15 protein-coding genes and 1 pseudogene are annotated in these 16312 nt (G+C 33.4%); 14 read left to right on the plus strand and 2 right to left on the minus strand.

Annotation, left to right across the window (positions count from 1 at the left end; all coding sequences use genetic code 11):
- Positions 1–71 precede the first annotated feature (71 nt).
- Positions 72–377: a type II toxin-antitoxin system RelB/DinJ family antitoxin gene (locus FOD82_RS01540; RefSeq protein WP_144354755.1), complete on the plus strand. Its 306-nt coding sequence runs from the start codon at positions 72–74 to the stop codon at positions 375–377.
- A complete protein-coding gene (locus FOD82_RS01545; RefSeq protein ID WP_144354756.1) occupies positions 377–685 on the plus strand; it encodes a type II toxin-antitoxin system YafQ family toxin in 309 nt (102 codons plus the stop codon). The genes FOD82_RS01540 and FOD82_RS01545 overlap by 1 nt, the downstream gene beginning before the upstream one ends.
- A gap of 64 nt (positions 686–749) precedes the next feature.
- Here FOD82_RS01545 and FOD82_RS01550 read toward each other — a convergent pair whose 3' ends face one another.
- Together FOD82_RS01550 and frc are read right to left on the minus strand one after the other, a co-directional pair.
- Positions 750–1262, minus strand: a complete 513-nt coding sequence (locus tag FOD82_RS01550) for a hypothetical protein (protein WP_144356002.1) — start codon at positions 1260–1262, stop codon at positions 750–752.
- Between the two features lie 173 nt (positions 1263–1435).
- Positions 1436–2776 (minus strand): formyl-CoA transferase, encoded by a 1341-nt coding sequence (gene frc, locus FOD82_RS01555; RefSeq protein ID WP_144354757.1) that lies wholly within the window; start codon positions 2774–2776, stop codon positions 1436–1438.
- Positions 2777–2989: 213 nt separating this feature from the next.
- Here frc and glyA point away from each other — a divergent pair, with 213 nt between their 5' ends.
- The 12 genes and pseudogenes from glyA to FOD82_RS01610 all read left to right on the plus strand — a co-directional run bounded on the left by glyA (position 2990) and on the right by FOD82_RS01610 (position 16307).
- The gene (gene glyA, locus FOD82_RS01560) at positions 2990–4225 is read left to right on the plus strand and encodes a serine hydroxymethyltransferase (protein WP_144354758.1); all 1236 of its coding nucleotides are present in this window, start codon (positions 2990–2992) and stop codon (positions 4223–4225) included.
- 98 nt (positions 4226–4323) lie between these two features.
- Complete coding sequence (locus FOD82_RS01565; protein ID WP_144354759.1) at positions 4324–5922, plus strand: APC family permease; 1599 nt, start codon at positions 4324–4326, stop codon at positions 5920–5922.
- Positions 5923–6040: 118 nt separating this feature from the next.
- On the plus strand, positions 6041–7660 hold the full coding sequence (locus FOD82_RS01570; RefSeq protein ID WP_144354760.1) for an alpha-glucosidase: 1620 nt from the start codon (positions 6041–6043) through the stop codon (positions 7658–7660).
- A gap of 95 nt (positions 7661–7755) precedes the next feature.
- Positions 7756–8001: a type B 50S ribosomal protein L31 gene (locus tag FOD82_RS01575; RefSeq protein WP_144354761.1), complete on the plus strand. Its 246-nt coding sequence runs from the start codon at positions 7756–7758 to the stop codon at positions 7999–8001.
- A gap of 130 nt (positions 8002–8131) precedes the next feature.
- A complete protein-coding gene (gene murF / locus FOD82_RS01580; protein ID WP_144354762.1) occupies positions 8132–9499 on the plus strand; it encodes a UDP-N-acetylmuramoyl-tripeptide--D-alanyl-D-alanine ligase in 1368 nt (455 codons plus the stop codon).
- A gap of 9 nt (positions 9500–9508) precedes the next feature.
- Positions 9509–11005, plus strand: a complete 1497-nt coding sequence (locus FOD82_RS01585; RefSeq protein WP_144354763.1) for a DEAD/DEAH box helicase — start codon at positions 9509–9511, stop codon at positions 11003–11005.
- 72 nt (positions 11006–11077) lie between these two features.
- Positions 11078–11440 (plus strand): holo-ACP synthase, encoded by a 363-nt coding sequence (gene acpS / locus FOD82_RS01590; RefSeq protein ID WP_144354764.1) that lies wholly within the window; start codon positions 11078–11080, stop codon positions 11438–11440.
- The gene (alr, locus tag FOD82_RS01595; RefSeq protein ID WP_144354765.1) at positions 11437–12567 is read left to right on the plus strand and encodes an alanine racemase; all 1131 of its coding nucleotides are present in this window, start codon (positions 11437–11439) and stop codon (positions 12565–12567) included. The genes acpS and alr overlap by 4 nt, the downstream gene beginning before the upstream one ends.
- Before the next feature lie 129 nt (positions 12568–12696).
- Entirely contained in the window at positions 12697–12822 is a 126-nt protein-coding gene (locus FOD82_RS09915; RefSeq protein WP_277950083.1) for a hypothetical protein, read from the plus strand.
- Between the two features lie 45 nt (positions 12823–12867).
- Complete coding sequence (locus FOD82_RS01600) at positions 12868–13395, plus strand: CPBP family intramembrane glutamic endopeptidase (RefSeq protein WP_242450191.1); 528 nt, start codon at positions 12868–12870, stop codon at positions 13393–13395.
- A gap of 61 nt (positions 13396–13456) precedes the next feature.
- On the plus strand, positions 13457–14146 hold the full coding sequence (locus FOD82_RS01605; protein WP_144354766.1) for a CPBP family intramembrane glutamic endopeptidase: 690 nt from the start codon (positions 13457–13459) through the stop codon (positions 14144–14146).
- 14 nt (positions 14147–14160) lie between these two features.
- Positions 14161–16307 (plus strand): annotated as a pseudogene (locus FOD82_RS01610) (peptide cleavage/export ABC transporter).
- The last annotated feature ends 5 nt before the right edge of the window (positions 16308–16312 follow it).

Below are 16312 nucleotides of genomic sequence, written 5' to 3' on the forward strand. Positions count from 1 at the left end.
CTCTTGAGCTAATTTATTATTCTAATATGCTATCAATATGCTATAATTTGATTGCAAAGGAGCTGATATTTATGGCAATGAGTACTACTACTTTAAGACTAGACAGTGATTTAAAAGGAAGAATTGAAAAGAAATTAAAAGATACGGGATTATCTTTAAATGCATATTTCACTTTAGCAGCTAGACAATTGGATATCCAAGGAAAAATTCCTTTTGAAATAAAAACACCATCAGAAAAACCAACTCAAGAAACTTTAGATGCAATTTTATTAGCTCAAGCTAAGGATGAAGGGATTATTCCAGATGATACACCAAGTTTCACTAATTCTAAAAAAATGATTGAATATATAAAAAAACGTGCAAAGGAATTAGAGTAATGTATGAAGTTTTCCCTGAAGATACTTTTATTAGAGATGCTGATCATTGGAGTAAGGTAATTCCAGAATTATGGGATGAAATAGATGCAGTTGTAGCAGTAATGATGGAAACGGGTAATGTTCCAGAAGAATATAATCCGCATTTATTAGATAATTCGAATTTAAATTATGCCGGATATTTAGAATTCCATTTATTAGATGGGAAAGTTGACTTATTAGTAATTTATACAAAAAATTCTAAAAAATACACTTTTCGATTAGTAAGATTGGGTTCACATCAAGAACTAATTCACAATGAACTAAAATAAATAAGAGAGTTAATAAACAAAAACAGCTCAAGCTTCTATTTTTGAAAGCTCGAGCTGTTTTTCATTATTTAGATAACTTATGAACCTTGTGGGCAATTACCATTTCTTTATTTCTATCAGTATAGATAGCATCCCTTAAAGAATTAAATGGCTTCTTCCATAAAGAATTATTCTTAGTGAATAAAAAGCCCGCATGTTTATGATTGATGTGATGTAAATAGCGCTTGGCATTCTTTACTTGAGTATGGTGAGCAATAGGAATCTTTGGTTTAAAACCTGTAATTTGATGCTGGCTATTATAAATTGGAGTTACTTCATGGTGCCATTTATCAATATGATGAGTATTGTGACCGCCGATTTCTTTACTTGCTTTAATCACATCTTGTTTGGTATCTAAATTATTACACTTTTTAAGCTTAGAGTGCTTATCGTAATAATAATTACCAAAACCGTCTTGGCGATAGAGTTGTAAGTTTTTCAATGAATGATCTTTTTTATTCACTGTCACTTTAAGAACATCGCCGTTCTTGTGATTCATAAGATACATGTTATGATCGATTACATAATTTTCTTTCATCATAAAACTTCCACCTCTCTCTATTTCTATAAAAAACTATTATAATCGCTTATGCTAATAAAGTATAGTAATTTAACTTATTTTTAACAGAATTATTTCGATAGATATGAATTTAACCACTGAAAAAGCCCAAGACTCCAAAAAGTCTTGAGCTTCGCCTTTAATTAGATTATTTATTCTTCACCTTTTACAACATGAACTGCTGGATTATGAGGCTTTTCTACTTTAGAGATTACACCTTTTTCAACTAATTCTTCAATTTGATCGGCATCATAGCCAAGTGAAGTCAAGATTTCTTTGTTATTTTCACCAAGATCTGGTGCACGTTTATAAGTTGGCTTGTAGTTAGAGAAAGTAAATGGAAGACCAATAGTCTTGAATTTGCCACGATTGCCGCCCTGATCAATAGTTACAATTGTACCATCACTATTTAAGTCAGGGTCATCTTCAAGTTCCTTCCAATCAAGCACTGGACCTACAGGAATTCCTTCAGCACCTAATTTCTTAGTTAATTCAAATTTATCATAATTCTTAGTGTAAGATTCAATTAGTGGATAAAGTTCTTGCTTATGAAGCTGTCTATGTTGCCAATCGCTAAAGCGAGGATCTGTAGCCCATTCAGGGTGTCCCATAGTATTTGCGATGGTTTCCCAGCTCTTGTTGCTATTTTGAATAACAATATAAACATAAGCATTTGGATCGCTTTCCCAGCCTTTGGCCTTGTAGCACCAACCGATAACTTGACCGCCTTCTGTGTTTTCTGAACGAGGAATAGCTTTGCCCCATTTAAAGTTAGGGTAAACAGCATAGTGAGGAAGAGCGCCTAAATTATCAAGCATAATTTGGTCACGTAATTTGATACGGCAAAGATTTAATACAGCATCTTGCATTGATTGATATACGTAAGTTCCTTCACCAGTGCGTTCACGTTGCATTAATGCTGCCAAAATAGCAATTGTTAAGTGCATCCCAGAATTTGAGTCACCAAGAGCAGCTGCTGATTGAGTTGGAACATTAAACTTTCCTTCATTCCATCCAGTTGAAGTAGCTGCACCACCAGCAGATTGAGCAACTGGTTCAAAGGCTTTAACATTAGCAAAACGTGAGCCTTGGTTAAAGCCCTTAAGCGAAGCCATAATTAAGCGTGGATTAAGTTCATGAACCTTATCCCAACCGTAACCGGCCTTTTTAGCAGCACCTGGTTTGATATTTTCAACAAAGATGTCAGCTTTTTTTAAAAGATCATACATGATTTTCTTACCTTCAGGAGCCTTAATATCCAAGGTAAGTGACTTTTTATTTGCATTAAGTTGTAAATAGTATAAACTCCATGAGTCTTTAATATCTAATAATTCGTTTCTAGTTGGGTCACCAGTATTAGTACGTTCAATTTTGATAACGTCCGCACCTAGCCATGCTAAAATTTGAGTACATGATGGACCAGATTGTACTTGAGTCCAGTCAACAACTTTAATCCCTTTTAAAGGTGCAAAATTACTTGTTTCTTCAGTCATATTTGACTCCTTTCAACTAGTTTTCTTCATTAAGTAGAAGATTTTTCACAGAAGAATATAGATACACTTTCTTTATAGCTTTTTTATCAAGAATTAGCAAGTGAAATGGCTTACGTTATTAAAGATTCGACATAAGCATACAATATGTAGAAATTAATTTTGTAGTATAATTCTAATTAACAAGAAATTATAAGTAACAGAAAGTGTGATTGTTTGAAATATGCACCAAAATCTCCCGTTTTATGGGATGCAATCAAAAAAGAAGAAAATCGTCAAGAAAATACTATCGAATTAATCGCTTCAGAAAATATTGTTTCAGATGCAGTTCGTGAAGCTCAAGGATCAGTTCTTACTAATAAATACGCAGAAGGCTACCCTGGCAAGCGTTATTATGGTGGATGTCAATATATTGATGAAGTTGAGCAATTAGCAATTGACTATGCTAAAAAGCTTTTTAATGCAAAATATGCTAACGTTCAGCCCCACTCTGGTTCACAAGCTAATATGGCAGTTTATAATGCGCTTTTAAAACCTGGAGACAAAATTCTAGGTATGGGCATGGATGCCGGCGGCCATTTAACTCATGGTTCTAAAGTTAACTTTTCTGGAAAAATTTTTAATTCTTACAGTTATGATCTGAATCCTGAAACAGAAGAACTAGATTATGAGGCAATCCGTAAAGTAGCACAAGAAGTTAAGCCACAATTGATTATTGCAGGAGCTTCTGCATATAGCCGAATTATTGATTGGGAAGCCTTTAGAGCAATTGCGGATGAAGTTGGAGCTTACTTAATGGTAGATATGGCTCATATTGCAGGACTTGTAGCAACTGGTGCTCATCCAAGTCCTGTACCAATTGCAGATGTTGTCACTACAACAACTCATAAGACTTTGCGTGGTCCACGTGGGGGGATGATTTTATCTAATAACTTAGAATTAGGTAAAAAGATTAATTCAGCCCTTTTCCCAGGTACTCAAGGGGGCCCGTTAGAACATGTTATCGCAGCTAAAGCACAAGCTTTTTATGAAGATTTACAACCAGAATTTACTACTTACATTGATCAAGTAGTTAAAAATGCTAAGGTAATGGCTGATGAGTTTAATAATAGTGAAAACATTCGAGTGGTATCAGGAGGAACTGATAACCATTTAATGATTATTGACATTACGGATACTGGTTTAACTGGAAAAGATGCACAAAGTTTGCTTGACTCAGTTAATATCACCACTAATAAAGAATCAATTCCAAATGATAAGCGTTCACCATTTGTCACAAGTGGTCTTAGACTTGGCACACCTGCTATTACTAGTCGCGGTTTTGATGAAGAAGATGCTCGCCAAGTGGCTGGTTTAATTAGTAAGATTTTAAATAATAGTGATAATCAAGATGTAATTGATGAAGTTAAAAATGCTGTTAAAGAATTAACTGAGAAGCATCCAATTAACTAAAAATTAAATATTTTTTAATGCAGAATACATAAAGTCGTTGAGTGTTCTGCATTTTTTAGTTAAAATATATATCTAAAAAGAATAGATAGGAATTAAGAATGGAAAAACTAAAAAGACACAAAATCGGTCTATTTTCGGCCGTGATGCTTGCCTTAAATTCTTTGATTGGTTCTGGATGGTTATTTGGTGCAGGTTCCGCCTCCAAAATTGCCGGACCAGCAGCGATTATTTCGTGGATTTTAGGTGCAGTAATTATTATTTCAATTGCAATAACTTATATTGAATTAGGCTCAATGTTCCCGGAAAGTGGGGGAATGAGTCGCTATGCTCAATATAGCCATGGACCTTTATTAGGTTTTATTGCTGCATGGGCGAATTGGATTTCCTTGGTAACGCTAGTTCCAATGGAAGCAGTAGCTGCTGTTCAGTATATGTCTAGCTGGCCATGGGAGTGGGCAAATTGGACGCGCCATTTTATGAAAAATGGTGATATTACAACTCAAGGACTCTTAGTTGTATTTTTATTTATGGTGATTTTTACACTGATTAATTACTGGTCAGTTAAAATCATGACAAGATTTACTAATTTAATCTCTATTTTTAAGATTTTGCTTCCAACTTTAACAATTGTAGTTTTGATGTGCAGCGGATTTCATGCATCAAATTTCGGAACTAATATCCATGAATTCATGCCATATGGAAGTCGGTCAATTTTTGAAGCGACATCAGTTTCAGGAATTATTATGTCTTATGATGCTTTTCAAACTGTGATCAATATGGGAGGAGAACTTCAAAATCCACGTAAGAACATTGTACGCGGAGTACTGATTTCAATGTTGATTACTGCGGCAATTTATGTAATGCTTCAAGTTACTTTTATTGGAGCAATTGAACCATCTACGTTAGCTAAAGTTGGTTGGCATGGAATTGATTTTACTTCTCCATTTGCAGATATTGCGATAATTTTGGGTATTAATTGGCTTGTTATTTTGCTTTATCTTGATGCATTTGTTTCACCATTTGGAACAGGAGTTGCCTTTGTAGCAACTGCATCTAGAGCCTTAGCTGCTATGACTCATACTAAGCACCTTCCTAATTGGCTGGGCCGACTTAATCGTAAGTATTTGATTCCGCGAACTGCAATGATTGCTGACTTGGTTTTAGCTATTATTTTGGTTAGTGTATTTAGAAATTGGAACTTGTTAGCAACAGTAATTGCGGCTTCAACTTTGATTGCCTATTTAACAGGACCAGTAACTGTAATTGCCTTAAGAAAAATTAGGCCTGATCTAAATCGCCCATTTAAGCCTGCTTATATGAAATGGCTTGCTCCATTTGCTTTTGTTCTTACTAGCTTAGCAATTTATTGGTCAATGTGGCCAACTACTATTGAAGTTATTTTTGTAATTGCATTAGGACTTCCTGTTTATATTTATTATGAAGTAAAATATCAGCACTCTGATTTAAAATCTCAACTCAAACATTCATGGTGGATAATTATTTACTTAGTATTTATGTCAATTATTTCATATTTAGGAAGTGAAGGTTTTGGAGGACAAAACTTTATCAAATATCCATTTGATTTTGTAATAATTATTATTGCCTCTCTTATCTTTTATTATTGGGGGATAAATACCAGTATGAAGGATATTGATCCATATGCTGAAAAAATTAATGAAAAAACGTTAGAAGAATAAAGTGAACGCTCTGCTAAGAAGCAGAGCGTTTTTGGTACCGTTAACAATCAAACCCATATTGTAAAGCGGTTACATTTATTTAATAATAATGATAAATAAAAAAATGGAGGCAAGTTTTATGACAGCTTGGTGGAAAAATGCAGTAGTTTATCAGGTTTATCCTAAGTCGTTTCAAGATTCTAATGGTGATGGAATAGGAGATATAAAAGGAATCACTTCACGATTAGATTATTTAGCCAAACTAGGAATTGATGCTATTTGGCTTTCTCCAGTTTATAAATCACCTGGAATTGACAATGGCTATGATATTTCAGATTATGAAGAAATTGATCCACAATATGGAACTATGGAAGATATGGATGAATTAATTCAAGAAGCTAAGAAACGTAATATTAGAATTGTGATGGATTTAGTTGTTAATCATACTTCTGATAAGCATAAATGGTTTATTGAAAGCAGAAAAAGTAAAGATAACCCATATCGTGACTACTATATTTGGCGCGATCCCGTTGAAGGGCATGAACCAAATGAATTAACTTCAGCTTTTTCAGGGTCGGCATGGAAATTTGATAAAAAAACTGGACAGTATTATTTACACTTTTTTGCTGATCAGCAACCAGATTTAAATTGGAAAAATCCTGAATTGCGCCAAAAAATTTATGATATGATGAATTTTTGGATCAATAAGGGTATTGGTGGCTTTAGAATGGATGTTATCGAGTTGATTGGGAAAGACCCTGACAAAATGATTCGAGAAAATGGCCCCATGCTTCATCCATATTTAAAGGAAATGAACGAACATACTTTTAATGGCAAAGATTTAATGACAGTTGGTGAAACTTGGAATGCAACTCCGGCAATTGCTGAAGAATATTCTGATCCAGCTAGAAAAGAATTATCAATGGTTTTTCAATTTGAAAATCAATCATTAGACCAACAAGCCGGAAAAGAGAAATGGTACTTGCGTAAGTTAGATTTAGGAGAACTTAAAAAGGTTTTAGTTAAATGGCAAACTCAGATTGATTTTAATCATGCTTGGAATAGCTTATTCTGGGAAAATCATGATATTCCTCGTGTTATCTCACGTTGGGGTAACGATAAGGAATATCGTGTGCAATCTGCTAAAATGTTTGCAATTGTTCTTCATATGATGCATGGTACGCCTTATATTTATAATGGAGAAGAAATTGGAATGACTAATTGCCCCGTTAAAAATATTAATGAGGTAGAAGATATTGAAAGTATCAATATGTATCATGAACGTTTGCAAAAAGGATATAGCAAAAATGAGTTACTTCGCAGTATTAATACTAAGGGGCGTGACAATGCTAGAACACCGATGCAATGGTCAAATAAAGAAAATTCAGGCTTTACTGAAGGAACCCCATGGCTGCATGTAAATCCAAATTACCAAAATATTAATGTACAAGCAGCTTTGGGTGATCCGGATTCTATTTTTTATACCTATCAAAAATTAATTAAATTACGTCATGAAAATCCAATTGTTGTAGATGGCGATTTTAAATTAATAAAAAATACTGGAGATAATATTTTGGCTTACTATCGAATTTTAGGGAATGAAAAATGGTTAGTAGTTGCTAATTTATCTGAAAACAAAGAACAATTATCTCTAGAAGATGAATTGCAGAAAGTTTTAATTAGTAATTATCCTCCAAAATCAAACTTAAAGAATATGACGCTAGAGCCATATGAAGCCTTTAGTGCAATTGTAAAATAACTATTGAAAAAATCTCTTTAAGATGGTATCCTAGTCTACGTTAATCGATTAATCTATGGTCTATTAGATGACCATGGCAAAAGGAGTAAATAATTATGAAACAAGGTATTCATCCAGAATTTCAAAAAGTTGTATTTATGGACTCAGCTACTGGCGCTAAGTTTTTAGCTGGTTCAACTATGACATCAGACGAAACTGTAGATTACGAAGGCGAAACTTACCCATTAGTTCGTGTTGAAGTTTCTTCAGATTCACACCCATTCTACACTGGTAAGCAAAAGTTTGCTCAAGCAGATGGTCGAATCGAAAAGTTCAACAAGAAGTACGGTTTGAAGAAGTAAAGCCTTTATCTGGTGGAAGCAGTCCCATTGGGGGCTGCTTCTTTTTAGTTTGAAAATTATTTGGCATAATGCCTAAAAGAACGTATAATTATTTCGTGTGTAAATTATGTTTTATGGGAGTAAAAATCAAATGAAGATGCAACTGGCAGAAATAGCCAAAGCTTTAAACACAACTTGTGAAGGTGACGAAGATACAATTATTACTTCTGTTGCCTTTGACTCCAGAAAAATCACTGACGGCGGTCTTTTTGTACCGCTTGAAGGAGATCGTGATGGACATGACTTTGTACAAAGCGCAATCAGTAATGGTGCTAGTGCAAGTTTATGGAAAAAAGGTCACCCTGATAAACCAGAAGGGATTGCCCTTCTTGAAGTAGATGATCCGTTAACTGCGATGCAAGAATTAGCACGCTATTATTTGCGTAAGGTTAATCCAACTGTAGTTGGTATTACTGGATCTAATGGTAAGACAACTACTAAAGACATGACTTCTGCAGTATTATCTAAGCGTTTCAATGTTCATAAGACACAAGCCAATTTTAATAATGAAATTGGTGTTCCAATGACAATTTTAGAAATGAAACCAAATACTGAAATTTTGGTTCTTGAAATGGGCATGGACCGTCCTGGTCAATTACATCATTTAAGTGAATTAACTCATCCTGATGTAACTGTAATTACCATGATTGGTGAAGCGCATATTGAATTTTTTGGTAATCGCGATAAGATTGCAGATGCTAAAATGGAAATTACTGACTTTTTACGTGAAGATGGTGAATTTATCTTTAATGGAGATGAACCACTTCTTCGCGCTCGTGCAGAGAAGTTAGATCAAGCAAAATCAACCTTCGGTTTTAAAGAAGATGATACTGTATATGCAACTAGCTTTAAGAGTTATAAACGTCATGCTACATTTACAGTTAACAATTCTGACCAAAAGTTTTCTATTCCAATGATTGGTAAGCACAATGTTTCAAATGCGATGGCAGCTATTAGTGTAGGACGTCATTTTGGTGAAAGCGATGAAGAGATTGCATCCTCGCTTTCCAGTTTTACTCCAACTGCTAATAGAATGGAATGGGAAAAAGGCGATGTTGGTGAAGATATTATGAGTGATATTTATAATTCTAATCCAACAGCAGTACGTGCTGTAATTAGTAGTTTTGGTCAAATTGAAGTAGCTGAAAATAGCCGTAGAATTGCTGTTTTAGCAGATATGCTTGAGCTTGGAGATGAAAGTGCAGATCTTCATAGAGATTTAAGTGATGCATTTGACCCAGAGGTAATTCATGAAGTTTACCTTTACGGCGCAGAGATGAAAAACTTAGCAGAAGCTTTAAAAGATAAATACACACCACAAACTCTGCACTATTATAGTGAAGATCAGATGCAAAAAATGATTTCTGATCTTAAAGACGATATTAAGCCGGACGATATTGTAGTATTAAAGGGGTCACATGGGATGCACCTAGAAAAAGTAGTAGACCGGCTCAGATAGGAGAATTTAGTGAAATTTTCGGAATTAGGATTAAATGATGCGCTGTTAAAAGCAATTAAACGTTCAGGCTTTGAAGAAGCCACACCAATTCAGGAGCAAACTATTCCGCTTGCCTTGCAAGGTAAGGATGTAATTGGTCAAGCACAAACCGGGACCGGTAAGACGGCTGCATTTGGTTTACCAATTTTACAAAATATTGATAAAAAAGAAAAAGCAATTCAAGCAGTTATTATTGAACCAACTCGTGAATTAGCTATTCAAACTCAAGAGGAGCTTTTCCGTTTAGGACGCGATGAAAAAGCGCGTGTTCAAGTAGTATATGGTGGAGCAGACATTGGTCGTCAAATTCGCTCACTTAAAAATCATGTACCAGCAATTCTTGTAGGAACACCAGGACGTCTTTTAGACCACTTAAAGAGAAAGACTATTAAGCTTGATGATGTTAAAACTATTGTCTTAGATGAAGCTGATGAAATGCTTGACATGGGCTTTATCCAAGATATTGAAAGCATTTTGACTTATGCAAATAATCGTAGCCAAACACTGCTTTTCAGTGCGACAATGCCAAAGCAGATTTTGCGTATTGGCGAAAAGTTTATGCATGATCCAGAAATCGTAAAAATTAAAGCCAAGGAATTAACTGCGGACTTAATTGATCAGTACTTTGTTCGTGCCAAAGAAGCTGAAAAATTTGACATCATGTGCCGTTTAATTGATGTTCAAAATCCAGATTTAGCTGTTGTTTTTGGACGTACTAAGCGTAGAGTTGATGAATTAACTCGCGGTCTTCAAGCTCGTGGCTATAATGCTGCAGGAATTCATGGAGATTTGTCACAAGCTCGTAGAATGAGCGTGCTTAAGCGTTTCCGTGAAGGTAAACTTGATATCTTAGTCGCAACTGATGTAGCTGCACGTGGTCTTGATATTTCAGGAGTAACGCACGTTTACAACTATGATATTCCACAAGATCCAGATTCATATGTTCACCGTATTGGTCGTACTGGTCGTGCTGGACAAAATGGTATGTCAGTAACTTTTGTAACTCCAAACGAAATTGGTTACATGAGAACAATTGAACAATTGACCAAGAAGAAGATGTCACCTCTTCGTCCACCAACAGATGATCAGGCTTTAGAAGGTCAACTTAAGCAAGCTAAGTCTCAAATTGAAGAACTTTTGAAAGGTGATTTGGCTAAATATGAAAAAGAAGCTAATGAACTTCTTCAAAATTACTCAGAACTTGACTTAGTTGCAGCATTCTTAAAGAACCTTTCAAAAGATTCAACAGAAATCAAAGTTAAGATTACTCCAGAAAAACCACTTCCATATAAAGGAAATGGTAGACGAGGACGTGGTCATGGAAGAGGTCGCGGAGGCAATCGCCGAGGTTCTTTCCACGGTAATCATCGCCGTCGAAGCAATTACCGCAATAACCATCAAGGTAATCAAACTCGCAAGGGTCGCGCAAACGGTCATGAATTTGTGATCAAAAATAAAAAAGATTAATAAACAAAAATGAGTTGTAATAGTTGCAACTCATTTTTTGTATTATAATTAAAAAATGTGTGAGGTGAAATTATGATTAAAGGTGTAGGCGTTGATTCAATCGAAGTAGAACGTGTCAAAAAAATCGTCGAAAAAGGCGATAGCTTTGCCAAAAAAGTTTTAACTGAAAAAGAATTTGCTCAATATCAAAAAATGAAGGGTAAAAGAAAAGTTGAATATCTTGGCGGACGTTTTTCACTGAAGGAATCATTTTCTAAAGCGATGGGAACCGGTCTTGGAAAAGAGGTCGGTTTTCAAGATGTTGAAACGCTCTGGGATGAACTAGGTCATCCAGTGATGACTTCAACTAAGTACTCTGGAAATATCTTTCCAAGTATCACACATGATAACCATGAAATTATTACATTTGTAGTTTTGGAGGACATTGATAAATGATCCCAGGAATTCACCGTCCAGCCGCAGTCCGCGTTAACTTGGGCGCAATTAAAGAAAATATTGAACAAGAAAAAAAGCATCTAAAGCCAGGTCAAAAATTATTTGCTGTAGTTAAAGCAAATGGTTATGGTCATGGTGCTGTAGAAGTAGCTAAAACAGCCCTTGAAGCAGGTGCAGAAGGCTTTTGTGTAGCAATCTTAGATGAAGCATTGGAACTTAGAAGAGCAGGAATTGTGAAGCCAATTTTGGTATTAGGAGTAACTAGTCCTGAATATGCACCACTTGCTAGTGTAAATGATATTTCACTAACAGTGCCCAATTTAGAATGGCTTAAAGATGCCCAAGAAGAGCTTAAGCGTGAGCATTTAACTCTTAAAGTTCACTTGGGAATTGATTCTGGAATGGGTAGAATTGGCTTTAATGAAGATGAAGAATTTATTGAAGCAAATCATTTTCTTGAAGATAATGAATTCTTCTTTGTGGAAGGGATGTTTGCTCATTTTGCTTCAGCTGATAGTGCAGATGACAGCTATTTCAAACATCAAGTTAAGAAGTTTAATCATATGAAGAGTTTGCTTACTATTAAGCCTAAGTGGATTCATATGGATAATACTGCTGCAAGTATCTTTGATAAAGATATACCAAGTGATATTGTTAGATTTGGAATTGGAATTTATGGATTAAATCCTTCTTCAACTCCAACTACTAAGGATTTGAAATCTAGCATCCCCCTTCGTCCAGCACTTTCTTTAGTTAGTGAATTGACCCATGTTAAAATAATTCATGAAGGTGATGGTGTAGGATATGGTTCAACTTATGTGGCAGATGGAGATAAGATAATTGGAACTGTGCCAATTGGTTATGCAGATGGTTGGATTCGTAAATTCCAAGGCTTCAAGATAAAGGTGGGCGATGAATATTGTCCAATTGTAGGCCGCGTTTGCATGGATCAATTTATGGTGCTTTTGCCAAAAGAAATGCCAATTGGAACAGAAGTGACTTTAATTTCTGATGATCCAACTGAACCAAATAATATTAAGGCAGCAGCTGATTATGTAGATACGATTCACTATGAAGTAGCATGTTTATTAAGTGATCGCTTGCCAAGAGTATATTATCGAGATTAAAAAACAGGACTTTCCAATTTGGAAGGTCCTATTTTAGTATTTGTAATAGTAAATGAAGCGCCTAACTTTTGTGGATGAGTAGTATTATAATAACTATATAAGCTAAGTATATAAAGGAGCTTGAATATTATGAGGATAATTAAAAGTGTTTTTAAATGGATAGGACTAGTAATTTTAGCCTTTTTTGTTTTTGCTTTTATGCAAGTACCAGCTGTCGAAGAAACGCCGTCATATCAATTTAATAGTCAAGCTTAATTTAATGAAGCTTTAAAACAGGTAAATTTAGCACATAATATTTGGATGACTATAATATTTACAATTATTACATTTATAATTGAATGGTATTTGTGTAAATGGGTAGGAAATAAATTAAATTTTCGACAGCCCATAACTGTTAAAAATACATTTGTAGCATTAGTAACTGGTATATTATCATTTGGAGTAGGTCTTTTAGCTATTCTTCCCACCACATCTAATAGTACACATCCAAATATATTTACTGCTACATTAAAAACTAATTTAGGCTTTTTAATAGTTATTAGTTCAATTATTATTGGTCCTATTTTAGAAGAGCTCTTATTTCAAGGTGCAATTCAAAAAGGATTTTTTAAAAAATTAAATCCATGGTTTTCAATTGTTTTAACGGCTGTTATATTTGCTGCTTGTCATAATATTGCTTGGAATCTAAAATTTTTAAGTAAAGTTATAGCAGGCGTATTATATGGATATACTTATCAAAAAACGAATGATATAAAGATGGCTGTCTTATCACATGGGATTAACAATTTAATAGTAACAATATTATTATATATTCAAGTATTTAGTTGAACACATAATAATATATTTATTTAGAATTATAGTTCTTAAGTATTTAAAGAAGTGAGAAAGAATGAAAATAGTAAAAAAAATTTTTAAATGGTTGGGTTTAGTATTTATGGCGTTATTAACGGCAATATTTGTTCAGGTTCCGTCCGTGGAGGGAACTCCTGCTTTTGAAACTAATAGTCAAGCTCAATTTAATGAAGCGATGAAATCAGTAAATTTGATACATCATATTTCTATAGTTGTTATTTTTACTGTTATTACACTAGTAATGGAATATTATTTGTGTAAATGGGCAGGAAATAAATTGAATTTAAGAAGTAAAATCTGTGTTAATTATTTTTTCTGGGCAGTAATAATAGGAATTATATCTTTTTTAGCAGGGATATTAATCTTAAGACCAGGTAATTCTACAAATAATATATACTCTGAAACACTAAAATCTAAAATGTCATTTTTGTTAATTATAACTGTAAATTTTATTGGACCAACATTAGAAGAATTATTGTTTCAAGGCGTGATTCAAAAGGGTTTTTTTAAGCAATTAAATCCGTGGTTGGCTATTGTTTTAACTTCTATTATTTTTGCAGCTTTCCATAATATTACATTAAATTTATACTTTTTAAGCAATTTTATTTCAGGATTACTTTTTGGATATATTTATCAAAAGACTAATGATATTAAGTATCCCATTATATCGCATTGTATAAACAATTTGACTACAACTATAATTATGTGTATATCAATATTTTTATAATTTAGGAGAAGACTATGTTAAATAAAGACTACATCCCTCAAATAGATGAAAGTGATTGTGGAGCTGCTTGTCTTGCGATGATTTTGAAACACTATAATTCAGATGTTTCAATTGCATATATTCGTAATTTAGCTCATACAAATACAGAGGGAACTACTGCATTAGGACTAGTAAAAACAGCAGAAAAATTAAACTTTGAAACTAAAGCAATCAAAGCAGATATGAGCTTGTTTAATGGTGAAAATATTCCACTTCCTTGTATTGTACACGTAGTTAAAAATGGTGTTTTACACTATTATGTAGTCTTAAAAGTGAAAAATAATTATCTAGTAATAGCAGATCCTGATCCACGAGTTAAGGTAACTAAAATGAATAAAAGTGAGTTCGCTAAACAGTGGAGTGGGATTGCTATTTTTATGGTTCCTAGACCTAACTATAGTCCTATTAAACAATCTAAACATACGCTATTATCGTTTTTACCAAGATTATTTAAACAACGAAAGTTGATTATTAATATTATTTTGGCAGCTCTTATGATTACAATTATAAGTATTGTTGGATCATATTTCTTACAAACTGTAATTGATACCTACATTCCTAATGATATGCATAATACATTAATAATTATTGCATTAGGACTATTTGTATTTTATGTTTTTCAAGCTTTATTTACCTATGCTCAAAACTTTTTACTTACAATTTTTGGGCAAAGATTTTCAATTGAAATTATATTAGGATATATTCGACATATTTTTACTCTTCCTATGGATTTTTTTGCTACTAGAAGAACAGGAGAAATTACCTCCCGATTTAATGATGCTAGTAAAATTATTGATGCATTAGCTAGTGTTGTAGTTTCTATGCTTTTAGATTTGGCAATTGTCATAATTATGGGAATTATATTAGCAATTCAAAATGCTACATTATTTTGGATAACAATGGTATCATTACCAATCTATGTGGTAATAATTATGTCTTTTGTAAATTCATTTGAAAAATTGAATCAAAAAGAGATGGAAAGTGGGGCAGTTTTAAGTTCTTCGATTATTGAAGATATTAGAGGGATTGAAACTATCAAGTCTTTAAATAGTGAAGATGAACGTTATTTTAAAGTTGACAGTGAATTTGTTGACTATTTACGAAAAGGATTAAAGTATTCAAAAGCCGATATTTTGCAACAAGCGCTAAAACTAATAACTCAATTGTCATTAACATTAGTAGTTTTAACAGTTGGTGCAATATTGGTGATGCATAATAGAATGTCAGTAGGTCAACTTATGACATATAATGCACTGCTTGGGTATTTTGTTAATCCTTTGCAAAATGTAATTAATTTACAAACTAAATTGCAAAGTGCGCGTGTAGCTAATAATCGATTAAATGAAGTTTATTTAGTAAAAAGTGAATTTGAAAAAAAGCGTCCTATAAATAAGGTTAAGCAATTGGTTGGAAATATTAGTTTTAAAAATATTGAGTATCAATATGGATATGGTCAATTAGTATTAAAGGGTATTAATTTAAATATTAAATTTGGTAATAAATTAACTATAGTTGGTATGAGCGGATCAGGAAAATCTACATTGATGAAATTACTAGTAGGTTTTTTGAGCCAACTAAAGGAGAAATAGTATTAAATTCAAATTCTTTAAAAGAAATTAATCGACATACTTTAAGGACATATGTAAATTATACTCCGCAAGAACCATATGTATTTTCAGGTACAATTTTAGAAAATTTAAAATTAGGAAATCGTGATGGAATATCTGAAGAAGATATTATAAAGGCCTGCCATATTGCAGTGATTGATAAAGATATTGAGAAAATGCCACTGCAATATGATACTAAATTAGATGAAACCGGTAGTATATTGTCAGGAGGACAAAGACAAAGAATTACTATTGCAAGAGCTTTATTGTCTCCGGCAAAAGTTTTGATTCTAGATGAAGCAACTAGTGGTTTAGATGCTATAACTGAAAGAAAATTAGTTGATAATTTGATGAATTTAAAAGATATGACCATTATTTTTATTGCTCATAGATTATCAATTGCTCGAAGAACAAATAATATTGTTGTATTAAATGATGGTAAAATTGTTGAGCAAGGAACACATCAGGAACTTATGAAGAGACACGGTTTTTATTATGATTTGGTAGAAGGTTAGGTATT

It is taken from the genome of Lactobacillus sp. LL6 (genome assembly GCF_007570935.1).
Classification (GTDB): domain Bacteria; phylum Bacillota; class Bacilli; order Lactobacillales; family Lactobacillaceae; genus Lactobacillus.